The following is a 21,403-nucleotide window of genomic DNA, read 5'->3' as shown; positions in this document are numbered from 1 at the left end:
ATCCTACTATAGCTAGACTCTTTTTTACCTTATGATTCTGCATATCATTCTTTGATAGCCGCAAGCAAATTATTTACTAGATTATCAGCAGACAGTACACCGCCAAATGTCCAAGTGTCACCGCCAATATCATAGAGTTGATTTTCCTTCACAAACGTTAAATCATTCCAAACCTTATTATTTTTCATATTGTCAAAAAGAGGATCATCCTCTTGTACAGCATGAATGAGAATCGCATCTTGATAATTCGACACCCCTTCAATATTTGCGTCAATAAAGCCCCAATCTGCCTCTAGGTTGTCAGTAATCGTGTTTTCCAATCCAACTGCTTCCAACACATGACTCACCATCGAATTCTTCGTAAACAAACGGAATGTTGGTGCCTGGTTCACTGTATAAGCTTGCGTAAAGAGAAATTCTTTCGTCGATAAATTCAAGCTCTCAATTTCCTGCCCAGCTTTTGCATACTTCTCTTCCAATTGCTTGATTACTTCATCAGCTTGTTGTTCTTTTTGCAATAATGCTGCAGTTGCTTTGAATGAATTCATAGCCGTTTGATATAAATCTTTTGTCGCTTCAGGTGATGTAGTATCATAGAAAATCGTCGGTGCAATTTTTTCTAAATCTTTTTGTATTTTCCCATGGTTATTCGCCAACGTAATAATGACATCAGGATTCAATTTTGCGATTTCCTCCAAATTAGGCTCTTGTCGCGTACCCACATCAACAACATCATCGCCTAGCTCTTTATCAATTTTCACCCATTTCTTAAAGCCTTCAACATCCGCAACACCTACTGGTTGTATATCTAAAGCTAGTACTTCCTCTGCATAATTCCATTCCAACACAACAACACGTTCAGGTACTTTATCGAATGTCGCTGTTCCTAACGCATGGCTAATTTCAATCTTGTCACCCGCACTACTTTCCTTCACTTCTTTTTCAACTTCCCCTTTTTCTGCACACGCAGTTAAAACGAATACCATCGCAATTACTAACACTAACAACTTTTTCATATTCACGTTCTCCTTCATCATCATTGATTTAGTCCAACTAACTTGCAGTGCATCTTTTTTCTATTCCAAGCATGATTCGCCCTATGATTAGATGCTAAATTGTGCCTCATGGAGCCTGCTATAAGCCCCTTTCTTCGTCAATAGTTCATCATGACTCCCCTGCTCCTCAATGCCATCCTTTGTCACAACAATAATGCGATCCGCATTTTTTATTGTCGCTAATCGATGCGCGATAACAAGTGTAGTTCTTCCTTGTGATAATTCAGTTAGAGCTTCCTGGATTGCTACTTCCGTTTCTGTATCTAGTGCGGATGTAGCTTCATCCAAAATAAGGATTGATGGATTTTTCAAAAACATACGTGCAATCGACAGCCGCTGTTTTTGCCCACCAGACAGTTTGACACCGCGCTCACCGATTAACGTATCTATCCCCTCTGATTGCGCAAGTATTACCTCTTCAAGCTGTGCCCTTCTCGCAGCAGCCCAGATTTCCTCTTCAGATGCGTCTAACTTGCCGTAAGCGATATTCTCTCTAATCGTTCCGTCAAATAGGAACACATCCTGCTGGACAATTCCAATCTGAGAGCGCAGGGATTCTAGCGTCATTTGTCGCGTTTCGATGCCATCAATGTATAACGAACCACCCGTAATATCATAGAAGCGAGGCAATAAGCTACAAATTGTCGTTTTCCCTGCACCCGATGGCCCGACGAGTGCTACTGTTTCACCTGCACGAATCGTTAAATTAATATTTTTCAACACATTCTCTTTGCCCTCATACCCAAACGACACGTCCTGATACTCTATATTACCTTCCAAATTTCGGGCAACAATTGCATCTGGCGCATCTGCTACATCTGGCTCTGTATCTAGCATTTCAGCAAATCGCTTGAATCCAGCAATTCCCTTTGGATACATTTCAATTACACCATTGATTTGCTGAATCGGTCCTAAAAACACATTTGACAGTAGTATAAAGGCAAGGAACTCTCCATACGTCATGTTTTTATTGATAACAAACCACGTTCCGCATAGTAGAACAAACAATGTAACAACCTTCATGAGGATATAGCTAATCGATGAATTCCAAGCCATCACACGATAAGCAATTAATTTTGAATCACGAAAACGAATGTTGTTTTTATTGAATTGAGCAATTTCATGATCTTCATTGGAAAATGCTTGTACAACGCGCATACCGCTCACATTGTTTTCGACGCGTGCATTAAAATCTGCAATATCCGCAAAGAAGCGACTAAATGCGACAGACATTTTCTTGCTGAAGTACAAAGAAAGACTAATAATCAGTGGAATAATAATAAAAGTAAGTACAGCTAGTTGTGGGTTGATTGTGAACATAATGGCAAATGCACCCGTGAGCGTCATAAGTGCTATGAAGAAATCCTCCGGTCCATGATGTGCGATTTCACCAATATCCATTAAATCGTTTGTCATTCTAGATACTAAATGACCTGTTTTATTGTTATCAAAAAATCGGAATGATAACTTCTGTACATGTGTGAAGAGATCTTTTCGCATGTCGGACTCTATATTTATGCCTAGTTTATGGCCCCAGTACGTAACTACATAATGGAGAGCCGCACTGATTATATAAATACCTAGTAACGAGATGCAGCCCCATAAAATCCAGGTCCAGTTTGAGCTAGGTAACAAATCATCTACTACACGATGGACAGCAAGTGGAAAGGCAAGTTCCAATAGCGCAGCTAGAACCGCACAGGTAAAGTCCAAAATGAATAGTTTTTTATAAGGTTTGTAGTAAGAGAAAAAACGCTTTAGCAACATCAATCACTCCTATTAGTTTTGTAAACTTCCATTTAAATATATATGTTGAACAAATGATTCTATATAATCACCAGCGAAGGCGCCTTACTGGGGTAGCCGAAGCAATAAGACTGACAGCGGTCTTCTGTCCGGCTTATTGCGGGAGGCATCCCCAAGCGCCGAGCGTTGTTAGTAGGATTCTTTATATCAACATATATAGCATTTTTATTTAGTGATTGATTCTACTACACCATCAATAATTTGAGTATTTGCAATTGCTCCGGCATAAAGCCAACTAGTCTCAGCTCCATATTCATAAATGTTGCCATTTTTCACAGCAGGAATGTTTTTCCATAGAGGATCTTTTAACATTTCAGCGCCATTCCCTTTATCACTATTAACTAAAAATAGATGATCTGCATCAAGCTCAGCTAAACTCTCTAAAGAAATAGCGGACCAATTTCCCGTTGCTGTACTTGAAATTTCTTTGACAACACTTGGTGTTGTCAAACCAAGATCTCCATACAAAACGGCTCCACTTGATACATGTTCACCAACAATATAAAAATTATTATTAACAAGCCAAATTGCAGCCGCAGATTCGGTTCCAATAGCATCTTGTATGATCTGCTTCGCTTCAGACGCTTTTTTATCATAATCTGCTAATACCTGTTTCGCTTCATCTGCTTTCCCTAAAACCTCACCGACAGTGAGTAGCTTGGCTCGCCAATCGCTATTGTTTTCTACTTCAACAACATAGGTAGGCGCAATTTTAGTATATTGCTCATATTTCGACCCTTCTACTACTTGTGCGGATTGCACAAGTAATAAGTCTGGTGTAAAACTTGTTACAACTTCAAAAGGTAAATCATGCGGAATGATAGGCACATCTTTCAAGTAGTCTTGTAAATATTGTTGAATACTTGTACCATCTTTAACCGACCATTGTGCGACAGGCGTAATACCGAGCGCGACTAAATTGTCCTCTAAATAAGAAGCAATAATACGTTCCGGATTTGCAGGGATAGTAACTTCATGCCCCATCGCATCTGTTAATGTCCGATCTTCTGGAATTTCTTTAACTTCTGTTTCAACTGGCTCAGCTTGTTCGCTTTCTTTTTCCGTAACCTCATTATTTTTATCACTACATCCAACTAAAAGTAGTACAAGTGCTAGAAAACTAGCTATTATTATAGATATTTTTTTATTCATAAACACCTTGTCACACTCCGATTTCTTTTTTTGTGATAAGAAAAGCCCCAGCACCTACGCTGAAGCCTAGACACTATTCCGTGTCGAAAAAATTATACTTTCTCACTATCAATTACGCTTCGGCGTAATTGCGTCCAGATTTTGAATTTCACTTGTGCCCACAGGACGCGGCAAACTTAGGTTGCCTTCCACAACTCCCATCAATCTTTCAAGCGTGACAGTAAATAAAGGAAGTACGGTGCACCAATCACCGCCACAACAATCCCCGCAGGAATCTCTGATGGTTGTAATATCCAGCGACCGATTGTATCCGCAATAAGGACCAACAGCCCTCCTGTCAACGCTGCTGCCGGTAGTAAAAATTGGTGTCTAGCGCCAACTAATTGACGCGCTAGATGAGGACCAATCAGTCCAACAAATCCAATTCCTCCACTGACAGATACACTGGCCCCAGCAAGCCCAACAGCTGCCGCCAGTAATACACGCCGCTCCTTTTCAATCGATGCACCCAAACCCGTAGCCGTTAAATCTCCTAAATTCAGCACATTTAACACACGTGCCTTTGCAAAAACAAACGGTATTAAGATTACAATCCATGGCAATAAAGCCAAGACAAATTTCCAATTCGATCCCCAAATACTCCCCGCTAACCAAGTCGCAACGAATTGATAATTTTCTGGACTAAGCCGTAATGTCAATACAATCATAGCTGCACTAATACCGGCTGCCACTGCAACTCCTGTCAATAACAATCGCATAGGGGTAATCCCCTCATGTCGTTTATAAGCTAACGAGTAAATAATGATAGCCGCTACGCCCGCACCAGTGAATGCTAAAATCGGCAGAAAAAAGACAGGTGTAGCTGTGGTCGATGGAAAAAAGGATATGAATAACATAACAGCTAGTCCCGCCCCTGCATTAATCCCTAATATGCCGGGATCGGCCAGAGCATTGCGGGAAATCCCTTGTAACACACAACCGGATATCGCAAGTCCCATTCCCACAAGAATGGAAATCACAATTCTTGGCAAGCGAAATTCAAATAAAATGAGTTCTTGCTTATCCGTTCCATATCCAAACAATGTGCGAATGACTTCTAATGGAGATAATTTAATATAACCGGTATTCATACTAATGATGAACATCAAGACAATTAGCAAACTGAGAATACCAATAATGACAAAATTCCGAGTCTTTGCCTTGTGTTGCCCCTTTGGCAGTATCTGTGTTTCCTTCATAATTCTTTTCCTCCTTTTCGTGCAAGATATAGGAAGAACGGAACACCAATTAATGCAATCAATGCACCAATAGGCGTTTCAAACGGTGGATTAATCATTCTTGCTGCAAGGTCAGCTAAGACAACTAAAAGGCCACCTAGCACAATCGAACAAGGAATAATCCACCGATAATCATGACCAACTAGAAAACGTGTCAAATGCGGGACAATTAAACCAACAAAGCCAACTGCTCCTACAACGGAAACAGCGGCTCCGGCTAAGATCAATACAATAAGCATACCAATCAATTTAATCGACTTTGTCCGTTGACCAAGCCCAATTGCTACCTCTTCACCAAGGCTTAGTAGTGTAATAGAACGTGAGAGAATGACTGCACCAATCATGGCTCCAATAATCCATGGGGACATAATTTGAAGATGAATCCATTTCGTCCCCGATACGCCACCAGCGTACCAAAAGGCCAAATCTTGACCGATTCGAAAGTATAAAGCGACTCCCTCGCTAAGCGCCCCTAACAATGCACTTACTGCGGCACCTGCTAGCACAAGGCGCATAGGCGTCAAACCACCCCTGGACATCGATCCAACGCCATAGACGATGCCAACACCTAGACCAGCACCTAAAAAGGAATACATAATTAAGTACATATAAGGCAAACCAGGCAAAAAAGCAAAGCAAATCGCCAGCATAAATGCAGCACCAGCATTCAATCCGAGTAACCCTGAATCTGCTAATGGATTTCGCGTCAATCCTTGCATCAAGGCTCCAGCAACAGCGAAACATGCACCGACCATTGCCGCACCTAACACACGTGGCATACGTATTTCTCGAATAATTTGATGAGCTGTAACATCCGGATTAAACTGAAAGACCGCCGTCCAAACAGTTGCCAACTTAATATCTGCAGCTCCAAATGAAATGGACAAACCGATTGCCATCAGTAATGCAAACATCCCTCCGAATAACACAACAACAGCTACGACAGGACGAGAATGCTTTTTACTATTTGTTAACTCTTCTAGTTCGGTAGATACTTCTACTGGAGTAGACATTCCCTTCCTCCTTCATCCCTAATTTCCTCCAGAAAGAAGACTACCGTTCCCTCTCACACAATTGATACGACAGACAAATCGGATTAGCACTAAATGGACAAGTCGCTATGCTGGCGTCTATATTAAATACCGATTGTAGATTCGAACAAGTCATCACCTTTTCCGGTGTCCCCTCGGTGATTAATGCACCATTTTTCATCGCAATCATATAATGAGAAAATCGGGATGCGTGATTCAAATCATGCAGCACCATCACAATGGTCCGCCCCTCCTCCTCATTCAAGCGCTGTAAAAGCAGTAATATATCTAATTGATGCGCTAAATCTAAGTAAGTAGTCGGCTCATCAAGTATAAGAATTTTTGTATCCTGAGCAAGCGCCATTGCAATCCATACGCGTTGCCGTTGACCACCGGACAAAGCTTCAATCGGGCGATCTTTAAATTCCTCTAGACCAGTTACTTCAATGGCCCAGTGAATATAGTCATAGTCTTCTTTTTTCAACGAACCAAATCCATTTTGATGAGGAAAGCGACCGTAAGAAACGAGTTCAAATACCGTTAATCCATTTGGTGCCTCCGCTGTTTGCGGTAAAATTGCCATCTTCTTCGCTACTTCTTTTGTTCCGAGCTTATGAATCGCATGCCCATCCAAGTAGACAGCGCCACTTTTCATTTTTAATATTCGGGAGATAGCCTTTAAAAGCGTTGATTTACCACAGCCGTTTGGACCAATGATTGTCGTAATTTTCCCCTCTGGAATTGACACACTTAAATCATCAATAATAAGCGCATTTGAATAGCCAATCGCCGCTTGTTCTACCGTAAAAGCTGCCATTCTAGACTTCCTCTCTATGTAGTTATTCTTTTATGATAATGATAACATTCTAGATGATAACGATTATCAATCTCACTTGCTATGTTAATTACTTTTTTGAAAATTGTCAACAGAAAACTGAATCAGTATATGTGATTGTTATGTGACTGATCGTTGATTTGAAAATAAAATAAGGTGTCTGCTGCTAAAACTGAATTGTTTTAGCAGCAGACACCTATTTTACTTATTCCCCTGTTTCAGCAAATTGCGTAATTCTCACACCAATTTCATCACGTACACGCTGGAAAAACGCCCATTTTTCTTCATCCGTTCCCACTGCCTTTGCTGGATCATCGAATCCCCAATGGGCACGTTTGACATGAGGCGGTGTCATCGGACACTTATCAGCTGCATCGCCACAAAGCGTAACAACAAAATCTGCATTGTTTAAAATTTGTGTATCAATCATATCCGATGTTTGGGTCGTAATATCAATACCAGCCTCATCCATCGCCTTCACCGCACTCGGGTTAACGCCATGTGCTTCAATGCCTGCACTAAGTACCTGCCATTCATCACCAAGAATTTTTTTGCCCCAGCCTTCAGCTATCTGACTCCGACAAGAATTACCAGTACACAAGAAATACAACGTCTTTTTTGACATGATTACCCCTCCGATTTCTAAAGTATTAATAACCAAATATATAACCCTAGCAGTGTAATGAAAAGCGTAGGGACAGTTAACAGGATCCCTATTTTAAAATAAGTCCCCCAAGCAATCTTGATGCCTTTTTGCGACAGAACATGTAGCCATAACAAAGTAGCTAACGAACCAATCGGCGTAATCTTAGGACCTAAATCCGAACCAATCACGTTGGCGTAAATCAGCGCTTCGCGAATTGTCCCTGAAGTATTCGTTTCCGCAATCGCCAAAGCGTCAATCATGACCGTCGGCATATTATTCATAATGGATGATAAAAACGCGGCAATAAAGCCCATTGACATCGTGGCAACAAATAATCCTTGGTCAGCTGCCAATTGAATAACATCCGAGAGCACACTCGTCAGACCCGCATTGCGCAAACCATAGACGACAACATACATCCCAATCGAGAAAAACACGATGGCCCAAGGAGCCCCTTTCAGCACTTGCTTCGTCTCAACCGCAGGACTTCTTTGCGCCATAACCAAGAAGAATATCGCTACAATGCCAGCCACAATCGACACAGGAATCCCTATAAATCCACTAGAGAAATATCCAATTAGTAATACTGCTAACACTACCCAGGACAAACGAAACATCCGATGATCTTTTATCGCATCCTTCGGTTTTTTCACATCTGCCACGTCGAATTTTCCAGGAATACTTTTACGGAAAAATAAATACAACACAACAATACTCGCCACCAAAGCAAATAAGTTTGGCACAATCATTCGTGATGCATATTCAACAAAGCCAATGCCGAAAAAGTCAGCGGAAACAATATTGACTAAGTTACTCACAACTAGAGGTAACGAAGTCGTATCTGCAATAAACCCACTCGCCATAATAAAAGGGAAAATCATCTTTTCACTAAAATTCAAATTCCGCACCATCGCCAGCACAATTGGCGTCAATATCAACGCAGCCCCATCATTCGCGAATAAAGCAGCCACTACCGCACCAAGAATGCTCACGTAAATGAACATGCGGACACCCGAGCCTTTGGCAAACCGCGCCATATGTAAAGCCGACCACTCAAAGAAACCAATCTCATCTAAAATCAAAGAAATAATAATAATGGCAATAAAAGCGAGTGTCGCATTCCAAACAATTCCCGTAACGTCTAGTACATCTTGAAAATTGACAACACCTACTAGTAAAGCAATAATCGCCCCGCCACAAGCTGACCAGCCAATCGATAAATTCCGCGGCTGCCAAATAACAAAAATAAGTGTCACAATGAAAATCAATACAGCCATTATCGCTAAAAACACCTTACGTCCTCCCCCTACTCACAACAAATCCGCAAACCTTGCGCTTCCAAATCAGTAACCATCTCATCCTGTCCTGGCAGCTGTCCAAGGACATTTTGTATAAACGGATAATCGTCATGATCTTCATTAATCGAATAAAAAATCCATTTTCCTTTGCGCGTTTCTTTCACTAACTCAATATCTCGCAGTTTACGCAAATGCTGACTAATCGCCGGCTGGCTCATATTGAACATCACAGTAAACTCACACACGCAACAATCATGTGATTGAAGCAGTTTCATCATCGTTAAACGCGTTTGATCTCCAAGCAATTTTAGTAATTGTGATGCTCTTTGCATATCTGTTTTCACAGCTGTATTCATAGACCATCCCTCCGTTCCTAAACCATCATATAATCATATGCTTATATAAGCAAGTGTATAACTTATTTCTCTCAGAACAAAAGCGCAAGCGCCTGTTCAGCCCCGAAGCGACTCGAGGGGCTAGGCGCTGGAGCCTAGACGAGGAATCACCCTGTTCCGACTTATCCACAGTACGAGATTTCCTAAGCAATAAAAAAAGGTAGCATTCAATAAATGCCACCTTTTTGGTCCTTAATTTATTATATTCAGAATGACTCCTGTTTAATTATTCGCCATTTCTTGCTAAATCAAATACCCTTTGCGGGATTAATAATCCGGTAATATATGTTAATACTCTACTACTACAGGTTGCCTTGTTTTCGCCGATTCAATAATTGCTAAAATAACCATCGTCGTATTATATGCATCGTCTATACTGACATAAAAATCTTCTCCAGATACCAACTGATCTACAAAATGACGAATACTTTCATAAGCAAACCCTTTTGGTTTACCATGAATAAAGTGGCGAACGAGCATATCAGGTCTATCAGCTCTCTCTTCCGTAAACCGTTCCATCATTTGACTATGAGTTGGATCAATGTTAAACATTCCTTTCGTTCCTGTCATATTCAATTTCATATCGTTCACATTTGGATTCGTATTTGGGGTAATCCAACCGTTTTCTAAAGTAGCAATCCCTCCATTTTTGAATTCCAAAATGGTTTGATAAATATCTACTGTATCTACACCCAGGTTTTGCAAAATGCCTGAACGTGAAACAGAATAAACACGAGTAACCTCATCATTAAAAAACCATCGCAATACATCTACAGCATGATAGCCGAGGAACCATAAAATTGATGATTTTTCTGCCCATGGAAGTAAATCAGTTGCGACCCATTTAATATCATTCAAACGATAATAGGCACTGTAAGGCTCTCCAATTTCTCCATTATCGATTGATTCTTTAGGAATCGCAAACAAGGGGCTCCAACGGCTATGTAAATCAACCATCATTCTAACTTCATTTTTTTTTATCGCTTCAATAATTGCTATTGCCTCACTACGTGTTGTAGTTAACGGCTTCTCAATAATCATATGTTTCTTCGCATTAGCACAATCAATAGCAACTTTAGTGTGCGCATAATCGGGTGTCACAATTGCTACGGCATCTATATCTGCTTTTTTGAGCATCTCCTGATGGTCAGTGTACACATTCGACATCGGTATGTTAAATTTTTCTGCCAAGTCTTGTGCACGCTCTAAATTCAGATCACAAATCGCTACGACTTCAGCGTTTGGATGATCGTTATATATGAATGCATGGGTCTCTCCCCATGTCCCGGCTCCTACGATTGCCATTTTAATAGTAGTCATACATCTCATATCCTTCCATTAATTACTTACCACCCAGTGCATAAAATAATTCCATCTTAACCGGATTTTTCGTCCTGAGCGATTCGTAAGCCGCAAGCGCAACAGCAGTCGAGTTCAAACCATCTTCTCCAGTAATAGGAACATTACTTCCCCTCCTCAATGCATCGACAAACGAATGAACAAGCGCCTTATCCATCTCGTCTCCCCAGAAACTCCATTCAGCTTTCATTACATCATCCCTATATACCTCATTACTTTGTGCAAGTGCGTCGACTGATAAAACACCTTTTGTGCCAATAATATTTAGCGTTACATCAAAACTTCTTGGGAACGATTTGCAAAATGACCAGCTTGTATCGACTACTCCAATAACGCCGTTTTTGAATTTGACATGAACCATCCCAGAATCTTCTACGTCGAGTTCATAAAAATTGGTACCCGCCTCCGCATACACCTCTTGTACGGGAACGGACAAAAACCAGTTCATTAAATCCATCACATGCACTGTATGATCCATGATCGCCCCACCCCCAGATACAGCACGATCGACGAACCAATCTCCAGGCATTATGCCGCGATTTGTTCCTTTAATAGCCAGGATTTCACCAAGATCTCCACGATCAATGAATGCCTTTGCTTGAATCACCGGCGACGAAAACCTACATGGGAATGCCGTCATCAATTGCACACCTTGTTCCTTGCACACAGCAATCATATTCTGCATCTCTTCAATAGAAAGACCAAGCGGTTTTTCACACATAATATGCTTGCCAGCACGAGCCGCTTCAAGCGTTAATTTTGCATGATTTACATATTTTGAACAGATAAAAACAGCATCGCAGTCTGTTTTTAAAAGTTCTTTGTAATCTACATAATAGGGGATATCATATAACTCTATATATTTTTGTACCCTATCCTGATTTTCATCAGCAATCCCTATTACTTCAACATTTGGGTGGTCCATTAACTCACTGAGATAGCTATCAGGATGGCCAGCATGTGCAAAACTAATCATCCCAACTTTAAGTTTGGTCATAACGTCTTCCCTCCCGATACATTTACTCTATGAAATTTATTCAAGTCGATAGGCTTTCCTATTCTGGCTGATTCAATAGCAGCAAGCGACAATTCAATTGCCTTATAGGCATCCTGAGTTGTAACAATCGGATCCGTACCATCACGGATGCAGTTGATGAAGTGTTCCAGTTGAATACGATATGGATCATGATTTAATGGACTTAACGGAATCGTAGTAACTGCGGAATCATCTGCTGTAGACAATACCTTCAACCTCACACTCGAAGTTTGCTCGCTATTAGTACGTATCATGCCTTGCTTTCCTGCAAATTCACATGCTGTTTCAAGTGATTTTGTATGGCCCCATAATCCTTCAAGATTTGCAATGATGCCATTCTCAAATTTGAGCGTTATCAGCGCGTATTCAATTCCAGGTGTGCTTTTATGCATTGCATAAACACTTTTCACTTCTCCATTTACAGAACGTACAAAATCGATATCATGAATCATTAGATCCATTATGACCCCACCACTTTTAGCTGGATCATCGTACCAAGAATTTCCGCCCCCCGGATGCCCGACCATACGCTTGGTGTGAACGACACCAACCTTGCCAATTGCCCCCTCCAAAACTTGATGACTTATGTTCTGATAATCAGGGAAGAAACGAAGTATATGTGCTATAAATAACCGGACACCATAGCGCTCGCAAGTCTCAATCATTTCCCTCGCCTCAGATAATGTGGGTGCAATCGGCTTCTCACAAATAATATTCACACCCATTTCCGCTGCTTTAAGTACATATTCTTTATGGAAATGGGTTGGTAAACAGATACTGACTACATCTGGCTTTGTTTCTGAAACCATCTGCTCGAATGATGTATAAACCGTCACTCCAAACTGAGCCTTGTCAACAGTAGAAATCCCCCTCGTAGTATAAACCCCAACCAATTTCACACCTGGTATACGAAGGTAAGCCTCCGTATGAGTTCTCCCCATAAATCCAGTGCCAACTACCGCTACTTTCACAGGATTCTCCTCCTTAAGTTAAATTGTCACTATTTCACTCCACCGAAAGTAAGTCCGCGAATCATATATTTTTGTACAATCATTGCAAACACAAGGACTGGTAAGATTGTAATGACACCAACAGCAGACATTTCTCCCCAAGCAACTCCAGAAATTGATAAAAATAAAGTGACTGTTGTAGGAAGTGTAATCGCGTCCGAACTCGTTAAAAACAACGCAAAAACAAATTCATTCCACGAGTTAATGATGCAAAAAATAGCGGTTGCAATAAGACCCGGAGTAGATAAAGGCAATAGCACTTTAGTGAATACTTGAAATCTTGAGCAACCGTCAATAAAAGCGGCTTCTTCAATTGCCTGTGGAATTTCTTCAAAGAATCCACGCATCATCCAAATTGTAAAAGGAATATTAAATAACATATAACAAATGATTAGAACAAGATGAGTATCAAGAATGTTCAGCATCCGCGCCATAACAAAAAACGGAATAACAGTTGCCATCGGCGGTAGCATTCTTAAACTTAATACCCAAAATGCCAAATCCTCTCTCTTTTTAAATTCAAATCGAGCAAACCCATATGCAGCTAAGCCACCTATAAAAATTGAAATTACAGTTGTCAAGAACACAACAATCAAACTATTTTTCATGTAATCTAGAATATTACGATTTAGAAAGGCTTCCTTATAGTTTTCAAATGTAGGCTTAAATAACCAAATACTTGGATCAAGCGTTTGGGTACCTGTCTTCAAACTAATTACCAACATCCAAAAAAGTGGAAATATACAAATGATACAAATAAAGACAACGACAATTCTCATCAAAAAATTGATTATCGTTTTCTGAGTTGTTATTGTGTTCATTATTAATTTTTCCCTCCCTTTCTCATTAGACGAATTAGCAATAGGCTAATAATCGTAGTGAGCGTTAGTAATATAACAGATGTTGCGGATGCCCTTCCTACCCATCCTGTTTGGGCAAAGCCTAAACGGTATATATGCATACTTAAGAACTCTGTTGCACTACCAGGCCCGCCTTGTGTTAAAGAAAATGGAATATCGAATGTTCTCAGGGAATCGATTAGTCTGAAAATAACAGCCAACAGTATAATTGGTCTTAACAAAGGCAGCGTAATATATCTAAATAACTGGAAACGACTCGCTCCGTCCATAACAGCTGCTTCATAAGGATCTTCTGGCAATGCTTTTAATCCTGCATAAATGATAAGTGCAACAAACGGGGTATTCTGCCAAATATCAACTAAAACAACAGAAAGAAATGCATTCGCGGGGGATAACCATATGACTTTTAGCCCCATAGATATTTCTAATAAATAGTTGATTACACCATACTCCGAGCTCAGCATTAATTTCCATATCTGTCCTGTAATACTTGGAGTCATAGCAATTGGTACAATTAAACAAGCAAAAACAAGAAATTTTAATCTCATTTCCCGATCTAATAATTTCGCAAGATAAAATCCTAGTATTAATTCAATTGAAGTAACAATGATACTAAAGGAAATACTTATGTTAAAAGACTTCCAAAACTCAGCACTATTAAATAATCTCAAATAGTTTTCAAACCAGACGACCTTAAAGGTTTCTGATCCTAATTCATAATCTGTAATACTGAGAAAATACAAAAATATAGTAGGTATTAAAGTAAGTAACCCTAACACTAATATCGCAGGCATAATGTAAACCATGTGAGGTTTGCGTATAAAATATGAATGTATCATAAGGTCCCCCTTCACTTTTTTTAAAAATACAGGGCTGTCACACGGCCCTGTATTACGCTTATTTTATTCCGATTTCTTCGATTTCCTTTTGAGCTTTTTTACTTGCTTCTTCTACACTCATTTCATCACTTAAAGCCATACTGCCGTAATAACCTACCCGATCTAGTATTTGACCTAATTTAGCACTCGGAGGAACCCAAGATATTCCCCTTTCAACTAGTGCATTAGCATCTTCTAAAGCCTCTAAGATTGCTATGTTAAGAGCATTTCCACCCGTACTATCCGAACCTTCAAATTGAGAAGTCCTTACAGGTACACCGCCATTGGCCATATATTCCTCACCCATTGACCTACTATTCATGTAAAGAATGAAAGCCCATGCTGCTTCTTTATTTTTCGAGTTTTCCGGAATCGCCATACTCCAGCCTGCTAGAGCACTTGCTCGCCCCGCTGGACCTTCTGGTGTAGGAACAAATGCGACCTTATCAAAAACTGAAGATTTCTCCGGATCCAATATCGCTGGGGCAATAGCAGTAGCGTCCAACCACATAGCCGATTTTCCAGCCATAAAAGCAGATAGTGCTTCTTCATGCGTATAAGAAGCGACGTCTGGCGGGGCATTCTTCAACATATCAACATAAAATTGTAATGCTTGGACAGTCTTAGGGTCAGTCATCAAAATTTCACCTGTTTCTTGATCAAAGAAACCATCGCTAAAGTTATATAAAACACCCATTAAACCTGATGCAAAATGAATACCACGTTGCGCTCGCATCGATACGCCATACAAACCTTGCTCTTTTCCATTAAAAAACTCAGCTAATTCTAGAAACTCATCCATTGTTTTCGGAGGCTCTTTATCGTACTTTTCAAATAAGTCAGTTCGATATCCTACAAATCTCGTTTCACCAGCTGTCGGAATACCGTATGTTTCTCCATTATATTTTGTAAAACCATTTCGATAAGCCGGTACAATATCTTCATAGTCAAACCAGTCAGGCGTCAAATTTTTATCATCAATATATTTATCCAATGGCTCAATCACTTTCTTAGATACATATTCATCACCCCAAAAGTTATCAACCATCAAAACATCATAGGTCCCTGTCTTAGCAGTAAAATCCATTAACTGCTTATTTTTTAGGTAAGTTTGTTCCATGACTTCCCAACGGACTTTTACTCCAGTCACTTTTTCAAAATCCTTAGTCATCTTTTGGAACGCATCTGTCGAAGGATGCGTCGCAAATGCCAACTTGATTTCTTGTCCATCAAATTTGTCTTTAATCGACTCTCCCCATGTCTCAACCTCAGACCCTATTTGCTCATCACTACCCTCTGTACCTGAAGGCTGTGTCGAATCTGATGTTTGAACAGGATCTTCATCCTTACCACCACATGCTGCAAGCACAAAAATCATTGCGATAGAGTAAACTAGTAAGATACATTTCAACGGCATTTTCTTATTCATTTTTAGCCCTCCATTTCAATTACTTTGATATAATTTCAGTTACCTAAAAACATTAACTTCTCCTCATCCTTTTCCTTTATCACTCATCCTCTCCAAGTCTTCTTTGATTAATTTCAAAAAAGTTATTACTTAACCTAAATGCAATGTTAATCTATGAAAGGGCTTTCAACCATGTCTTAGAACATCTTTCCTTGTCCTATAAAAATCTTTCTAATTAAAACAATCTGAATTTTCTTCTCCTTACTGTCCAAAGTGAAACTTCTCCCTATATTCTATTGGTGAAATACCATACGTCCTTTTAAAAATCTTGGAGAAGTAAGGGTAATCATTGAACCCACATTCTTCTGCAATCCTACTGATTGTTGTATCTCCATCCCACTCTAAACGATTTCGAGTCTGTTCAAGTCGATGCTCACTAATGTATTGAGTAATAGGAACACGCATGACCTCACGAAACATTTTACTTAAGTAAGCAGTTGTCATATTGACCTTTTCCGCGAGCGTATGAATATTTAATTCAGGATGATAATAATCATTATGTATCTGCTCTATCACATAATCGATTACACGTTTATTACTCGGTATCCTCCGTCTCGAAATATTCTCTATTTGATTTAACATATAAGCATAGTAATTATCGAATAATTCCGCCAACGAAGCCGATGCATTGCTAATTGTCTGTTCATCCGTGCTAAAATCTTGTTGATACAATAGAATTTTTGATTTATACAGTAGATGAAAGTGGCCCATCAATTGTTTTACTTTCAATAACGTAAAACCCTTATTCAGACAAATAAGAAACCAATTTTCCAAGAGAATTTTCAGCTCTTCTTTGTTTTCCGATAAAATAATTTTCACCAAATCGGTCACAGTATCCTCTAAAACTCGTATCATTTCGACTTCCAAATGATCTGTCCATTTAGCCGGATTTTTTGACAACACCTTCATAATAATTTCGTTTATTCCCTCTTGCGTTACCGGTTTTAATAAATAATCACTTACACCAAATTGCAATGCTTTATGGGCATAACTAAAGTCAGCATATCCTGTCAATATTATAATTTCTATATCCGCATAATGCTTTTTTAGTTGTTCTACTAACTTAAGCCCATCCATCACCGGCATCCGAATATCGGTAATTACTACATCCGGCTCATTCACCTTGATTAGTTCAAGAGCAATTTTTCCATTTCTAGCTTCCATAACTTCTGAAACTGGTTTATGACAATTCAAGAGCAATTTACTTACACCTTTACGAATGATTCCTTCATCATCGACAACAAGCACCTTCATAGCGCTACCTCCTTAGGTAATTTAATTTGAACGACTATTCCACCAGACTTGGATTCTAACAAGTAAACACCATAATGTGCTCCGTATTTCAAGCGAATACGTGAATGAACATTGTTTAATCCAATTCCATTCCCCAAATCATTTTCAAACTTAAATTCAGGTGATTTCTCTATTCGTGTCGGATCCTCAATGGCGAACCATTCGTTTAGCTCCTTAAGCTGCTGTTCATTCATTCCTTCACCATTATCCTCAACATAAATTGCATAAGAAAATTCATCCACACTATCCGCATAGATTTTCAAAAAGTAGTCGCGATCCCCAATAAACGCATATTGGTAAGCATTCTCAATTACTGGTTGTAAAGTGAGCTTAATAATCGGATACACTAAGTAATCCTTAGGAATAGAAATATCAATTTCAATTTCCTGATAACGTTCATTTTGAATCTCCAAATAGGTTTGAACATGTTGAATTTCTTCGCTTAATGATGCTACAACAGACTGTTTATCAATTGAGTAGCGGAAAAAATCAGCGAGTGCTTTCGTCATATGACTAATACTGGGCACATTGCTAACAATCGCATGACAGTTAATCGTTTCCAATGTGTTATATAAAAAGTGAGGGTTGATTTGACTTTGCATCGCCAATATTGTTGCTTCCTTCTGACGTAACTCTGATTCCATCTTTTGCAAACGGATTACATATACTTCTTTAATCAAATCAGACACATTTGCAATCATCTTGTTGAAGCCTTCACCAAGCCTACTTATTTCATCAGAATACTTAATAGGAAAACGAACTTCAAAATCCCCTACCTCAACCCTTCCCATCAAATTCAGCATTGTTTTCACTGGTCTTACTAACGTTAATGATAAAATAACAGACATTAGGAATGTAATAATCAGCACGATAACAAGTATGGCGATACGTATGGACTGAATGCCATTCACTTTGTCTATAATTGCTTGCTTATTAATATGAGCACGAATGATAAAATCTGCATTCTCCAATTCAGATGTCGTATTCAACCAATTAGTACTATTTGAAAATGAAGCTGATGGATCCGATGAGTAAATTAGTTCTCCATTAGTATCTTGTACTTCAATCATTAAATTGGCATTCGCAAGCCGTAGAAACGCATCACTGAATATCTTTGCATTTAGTCGCATAACGAAAATACCATCACGATTCTCAACATCATACTTGCCCATCGTAAGCCATACACTGCTTTGTGATCGATCTTGATAAAAGAGATGCTGAGTGGAGGGGCGCGTCCATGTAGACCTGGCAATTTTCCTTTCAAAATTCTGATACCAACTTTGCTCCTGGTAATCTATCTCCAAATTTCTATTTAAACTATAATCATGAAAAAAGGTTTCTTGGCCCGTCACATTATCCTTTCGAAAGAAAAATACGGACTCCAATTCACCGGAAAAGCGCAACCTGAATGCCTCAAGTTCTTTATAAGCCTTCGACATCTCCCCTGTAACTAATTGATCCGAAACATCCGCTGTCAATAAATCTATTGCTGTATCAGAATAAACAAAGAAATAATACATATCATTCGAAATCCTTCTCAATTGGTTATCCAAATTAAGCGCTGATTGATTAATCGAACGTTGCACACGCTCCATCTCTATATCCATCAATACTTTCTTAAAATGATAATGGTAGATTGTCACAATACTAAATATTCCAATAAATGACACGATAGAAATCGAGATAAATATCTTTGTGAAAAATGAACGGTTCATTAAGAAAGGAACAATCCTCTTTGCTAATTTCATAAAATCATCCTTCCCCCTCTGGATATAATTGGCCCCAAAAAGCGTATAATACTTTAACGCCCCTTTTCAGTGTTATTACATAAACTATTATCTATTCGCACAGCCCCTTTCATTTCATACCCAAAATAATAATTCGAATTGTCTGACTCAAAAAAATGGCCTTCATATGTAAATACTCCATTTTTTTTGATAAGTCAACTTCTGTTCATAAACTAATATATATGTTGATATAAAGAATCCTACTAAAAACGCTCGTTGCTTGGGGATGCCTCCCGCAATAAGCCAGACAGAAGACCATCGTCAGTCTTATTGCTTCGGCTACCCCAGTAAGGCGCCTTCGCTAAAGAGTAGATAGAATCATTAGTTCAACATATATAGTTCACTTTGAAGAAAAAATATTGTAGTCCTCAAAAAACGACCTCTTCAAATCCAGCCTAAATATTTCCACACTCTATACTGACGCTAGCTCCCCATTGTTATTTAGCTTAGTAGAAAGATTAGAGAGGTACATATCTTATTTTAATTGGATAATATTCTTATCTCATACAATGTTAAGGTTAAGTAAATTTTTTATTTTAACTTGGTAGATATCATTTTAAGTGCTATATTCATGTTGTTGATCGTCAATATCGATAAAGGGGAACAATTGATTGGAAGATAAGGTATTACGAAAACTATTTCTCGGCTTTATACATATACACATTTTACATCATGCAAAAGTACATCCCATTTTCGAAGTATAGATGTTAGAAGAACCCCATGGTCACGGTTATAATATCAGTTCTAGAACTCTCTATCCTATCCTGCATTCAATGGAGTCTGATGGACTTCTTATTAGAGAAGATAAAAATGTGGAAGAGGAAAATCAGAAAATATTACACAACTACTAAAAAGCGAGCTTTAGTTCTTATAGAAGCCCGAAAAAAAGCATATGAGCTCTTCAAAGAAATCAAAGAATAACGAGGGAGTTAACGATGAAAGAAACTAACACAGATAATCGATTCAAATTACTAGTAGAAATATTAGTGGTTTCAACACGACTTGGCCTAACATCTTTCGGTGGACCTACCGCTCATTTAGGCTATTTCCATGAGGAGTATATACGTAGAAGAAAATGGATGGATGAAAAAAGTTACGCAGATTTAGTCGCGTTAGCACAATTTTTACCGGGTCCCGCTAGTAGCCAAGTTGGCATTGGAATAGGTGTTATGCGCGCTGGCGTCCTAGGCGGAATCGTTTCTTTTATCGGCTTTACACTACCTTCCGTCATCGCACTTATTCTTTTTGCCTTACTGCTTACTGGATTTGATGTAGGTAATGCTGGCTGGCTGCACGGTTTAAAAATTGTAGCCGTAGCAATTGTTGCACATGCCATTATTGGCATGGCTAAAGGTTTGGCGCCTGATGTAAAGCGCAAAGCGATTGCCTTGTTTGCCCTACTTGGGACCCTTCTTTGGCAAACAGCTTTTACCCAAGTAGCTGTCATTTTACTGGCTGCCCTTGTCGGATTTTTATTGTTTAAAAAGCATGATGATATGAATGAAGTGAGTGCTTCATTTCCAATTTCTAAAAGCGTTTCAGCAATTTGTTTGGCGTTATTTTTCGGTTTACTATTTTTATTACCAGTCATAAGAGAAATCACTGGCTCCTATTGGGTAGCAATGTTCGATAGCTTTTACCGCTCCGGCTCCTTAGTATTTGGTGGCGGGCATGTTGTGTTGCCTTTATTGGAACAGGAGTTGGTGCCAACTGGCTGGATTAGTGAGGAAGCATTTTTGGCGGGATATGGGGCTACACAAGCAGTGCCTGGCCCACTATTTACATTCGCCGCTTATTTAGGAACTGTCATGAAAGGCTGGCAAGGTGGACTGGTCGCAACGTTTGCAGTATTTTTACCTGCCTTCCTTCTCATTTTAGGAGCACTCCCATTTTGGGATCAATTACGAAGCAATCCAACTATTAAAGGTGCCATCATGGGCGTCAATGCTGCAGTGATTGGAATACTCATCTCCGCCTTTTATTTTCCTATTTGGACAAGCGCAATCTTAGTACCTGCTGACTTCGCCTTAGCTGCTATTTTGTTTAGTATGCTCGCTTATTGGAAGTTACCACCTTGGATTGTCGTGGTCTCTGGGGCTATTGGAGGTTCTTTGTTAGCTTTACTGTAATGAAAAGTACCTGATTCTCAAAATGTATCCTTTGAGAATCAGGTACTTTTCACTAAATCCAGTAGGGGCCACCCCCCCTGTAACTGAC

18 protein-coding genes and 1 pseudogene are annotated in these 21,403 nt (G+C 39.4%); 2 read left to right on the top strand and 17 right to left on the bottom strand.

Annotated elements, in window-relative coordinates; translation table 11 throughout:
- Nucleotides 1-44: 44 nt before the first annotated feature.
- The 17 genes from N1I80_RS05045 to N1I80_RS04965 form a co-directional block, all read right to left on the bottom strand.
- Entirely contained in the window at nt 45-1,016 is a 972-nt protein-coding gene (locus tag N1I80_RS05045) for an ABC transporter substrate-binding protein (protein WP_340736838.1), read from the bottom strand.
- 87 nt (nt 1,017-1,103) lie between these two features.
- Nucleotides 1,104-2,819 carry an ABC transporter ATP-binding protein gene (locus tag N1I80_RS05040; protein WP_340739966.1) on the bottom strand — a complete coding sequence of 572 codons (1,716 nt, stop codon included), beginning with the start codon at nt 2,817-2,819 and terminating at the stop codon, nt 1,104-1,106.
- Nucleotides 2,820-3,026: 207 nt separating this feature from the next.
- A complete protein-coding gene (locus N1I80_RS05035; protein WP_445683635.1) occupies nt 3,027-4,019 on the bottom strand; it encodes an iron-hydroxamate ABC transporter substrate-binding protein in 993 nt (330 codons plus the stop codon).
- A gap of 194 nt (nt 4,020-4,213) precedes the next feature.
- Complete coding sequence (locus N1I80_RS05030) at nt 4,214-5,251, bottom strand: FecCD family ABC transporter permease (protein ID WP_340736837.1); 1,038 nt, start codon at nt 5,249-5,251, stop codon at nt 4,214-4,216.
- Nucleotides 5,248-6,303, bottom strand: a complete 1,056-nt coding sequence (locus N1I80_RS05025) for a FecCD family ABC transporter permease (protein ID WP_340736836.1) — start codon at nt 6,301-6,303, stop codon at nt 5,248-5,250. Before N1I80_RS05025 ends, N1I80_RS05030 begins: the two co-directional genes overlap by 4 nt.
- A gap of 40 nt (nt 6,304-6,343) precedes the next feature.
- Entirely contained in the window at nt 6,344-7,138 is a 795-nt protein-coding gene (locus N1I80_RS05020) for an ABC transporter ATP-binding protein (protein WP_340736835.1), read from the bottom strand.
- 223 nt (nt 7,139-7,361) lie between these two features.
- Nucleotides 7,362-7,781 carry an arsenate reductase (thioredoxin) gene (arsC, locus tag N1I80_RS05015; RefSeq protein WP_340736834.1) on the bottom strand — a complete coding sequence of 140 codons (420 nt, stop codon included), beginning with the start codon at nt 7,779-7,781 and terminating at the stop codon, nt 7,362-7,364.
- Nucleotides 7,782-7,798: 17 nt separating this feature from the next.
- Entirely contained in the window at nt 7,799-9,079 is a 1,281-nt protein-coding gene (locus N1I80_RS05010; protein WP_445683690.1) for an arsenic transporter, read from the bottom strand.
- Between the two features lie 29 nt (nt 9,080-9,108).
- The gene (locus N1I80_RS05005; protein ID WP_340736832.1) at nt 9,109-9,456 is read right to left on the bottom strand and encodes an ArsR/SmtB family transcription factor; all 348 of its coding nucleotides are present in this window, start codon (nt 9,454-9,456) and stop codon (nt 9,109-9,111) included.
- A gap of 327 nt (nt 9,457-9,783) precedes the next feature.
- Complete coding sequence (locus N1I80_RS05000) at nt 9,784-10,815, bottom strand: Gfo/Idh/MocA family protein (protein WP_340736831.1); 1,032 nt, start codon at nt 10,813-10,815, stop codon at nt 9,784-9,786.
- Nucleotides 10,816-10,837: 22 nt separating this feature from the next.
- The gene (locus N1I80_RS04995; RefSeq protein ID WP_340736830.1) at nt 10,838-11,851 is read right to left on the bottom strand and encodes a Gfo/Idh/MocA family protein; all 1,014 of its coding nucleotides are present in this window, start codon (nt 11,849-11,851) and stop codon (nt 10,838-10,840) included.
- On the bottom strand, nt 11,848-12,861 hold the full coding sequence (locus N1I80_RS04990) for a Gfo/Idh/MocA family protein (RefSeq protein ID WP_340736829.1): 1,014 nt from the start codon (nt 12,859-12,861) through the stop codon (nt 11,848-11,850). The genes N1I80_RS04995 and N1I80_RS04990 overlap by 4 nt, the downstream gene beginning before the upstream one ends.
- 29 nt (nt 12,862-12,890) lie before the next feature.
- Entirely contained in the window at nt 12,891-13,721 is an 831-nt protein-coding gene (locus N1I80_RS04985; protein ID WP_340736828.1) for a carbohydrate ABC transporter permease, read from the bottom strand.
- A gap of 2 nt (nt 13,722-13,723) precedes the next feature.
- Nucleotides 13,724-14,599, bottom strand: coding sequence for a carbohydrate ABC transporter permease (locus N1I80_RS04980; protein WP_340736827.1), 876 nt, complete (start codon nt 14,597-14,599; stop codon nt 13,724-13,726).
- A gap of 58 nt (nt 14,600-14,657) precedes the next feature.
- A complete protein-coding gene (locus N1I80_RS04975) occupies nt 14,658-16,067 on the bottom strand; it encodes an ABC transporter substrate-binding protein (RefSeq protein ID WP_340736826.1) in 1,410 nt (469 codons plus the stop codon).
- 240 nt (nt 16,068-16,307) lie between these two features.
- Entirely contained in the window at nt 16,308-17,360 is a 1,053-nt protein-coding gene (locus tag N1I80_RS04970) for a response regulator transcription factor (RefSeq protein ID WP_340736825.1), read from the bottom strand.
- Nucleotides 17,357-19,147, bottom strand: coding sequence for a sensor histidine kinase (locus tag N1I80_RS04965; RefSeq protein ID WP_340736824.1), 1,791 nt, complete (start codon nt 19,145-19,147; stop codon nt 17,357-17,359). Before N1I80_RS04965 ends, N1I80_RS04970 begins: the two co-directional genes overlap by 4 nt.
- Before the next feature lie 650 nt (nt 19,148-19,797).
- On the opposite strand from N1I80_RS04965, the pseudogene N1I80_RS04960 reads away from it, so the two are divergent.
- A pseudogene (locus N1I80_RS04960) lies at nt 19,798-20,107 on the top strand (PadR family transcriptional regulator).
- A gap of 14 nt (nt 20,108-20,121) precedes the next feature.
- On the top strand, nt 20,122-21,315 hold the full coding sequence (locus tag N1I80_RS04955) for a chromate transporter (protein ID WP_340736823.1): 1,194 nt from the start codon (nt 20,122-20,124) through the stop codon (nt 21,313-21,315).
- Nucleotides 21,316-21,403: the final 88 nt, after the last annotated feature.

It is taken from the genome of Sporosarcina sp. FSL K6-3457 (assembly GCF_038007285.1).
GTDB lineage: Bacteria > Bacillota > Bacilli > Bacillales_A > Planococcaceae > Sporosarcina.
This window is presented reverse-complemented; position numbering and strand designations above follow the sequence as displayed.

What these genes read in the sequence shown, in the direction of transcription:
- N1I80_RS05045 (WP_340736838.1), bottom strand. Translation starts at nt 1,016, where the DNA reads ATGAAAAAGTTGTTAGTGTTAGTAATTGCGATGGTATTCGTTTTAACT.
- N1I80_RS05030 (WP_340736837.1), bottom strand. Translation starts at nt 5,251, where the DNA reads ATGAAGGAAACACAGATACTGCCAAAGGGGCAACACAAGGCAAAGACT.
- N1I80_RS05025 (WP_340736836.1), bottom strand. Translation starts at nt 6,303, where the DNA reads ATGTCTACTCCAGTAGAAGTATCTACCGAACTAGAAGAGTTAACAAAT.
- N1I80_RS05020 (WP_340736835.1), bottom strand. Translation starts at nt 7,138, where the DNA reads ATGGCAGCTTTTACGGTAGAACAAGCGGCGATTGGCTATTCAAATGCG.
- arsC (WP_340736834.1), bottom strand. Translation starts at nt 7,781, where the DNA reads ATGTCAAAAAAGACGTTGTATTTCTTGTGTACTGGTAATTCTTGTCGG.
- N1I80_RS05010 (WP_445683690.1), bottom strand. Translation starts at nt 9,079, where the DNA reads ATGGCTGTATTGATTTTCATTGTGACACTTATTTTTGTTATTTGGCAG.
- N1I80_RS05005 (WP_340736832.1), bottom strand. Translation starts at nt 9,456, where the DNA reads ATGAATACAGCTGTGAAAACAGATATGCAAAGAGCATCACAATTACTA.
- N1I80_RS05000 (WP_340736831.1), bottom strand. Translation starts at nt 10,815, where the DNA reads ATGACTACTATTAAAATGGCAATCGTAGGAGCCGGGACATGGGGAGAG.
- N1I80_RS04995 (WP_340736830.1), bottom strand. Translation starts at nt 11,851, where the DNA reads ATGACCAAACTTAAAGTTGGGATGATTAGTTTTGCACATGCTGGCCAT.
- N1I80_RS04985 (WP_340736828.1), bottom strand. Translation starts at nt 13,721, where the DNA reads ATGAACACAATAACAACTCAGAAAACGATAATCAATTTTTTGATGAGA.
- N1I80_RS04980 (WP_340736827.1), bottom strand. Translation starts at nt 14,599, where the DNA reads ATGATACATTCATATTTTATACGCAAACCTCACATGGTTTACATTATG.
- N1I80_RS04975 (WP_340736826.1), bottom strand. Translation starts at nt 16,067, where the DNA reads ATGAATAAGAAAATGCCGTTGAAATGTATCTTACTAGTTTACTCTATC.
- N1I80_RS04970 (WP_340736825.1), bottom strand. Translation starts at nt 17,360, where the DNA reads ATGAAGGTGCTTGTTGTCGATGATGAAGGAATCATTCGTAAAGGTGTA.
- N1I80_RS04965 (WP_340736824.1), bottom strand. Translation starts at nt 19,147, where the DNA reads ATGAAATTAGCAAAGAGGATTGTTCCTTTCTTAATGAACCGTTCATTT.
- N1I80_RS04955 (WP_340736823.1), top strand. Translation starts at nt 20,122, where the DNA reads ATGAAAGAAACTAACACAGATAATCGATTCAAATTACTAGTAGAAATA.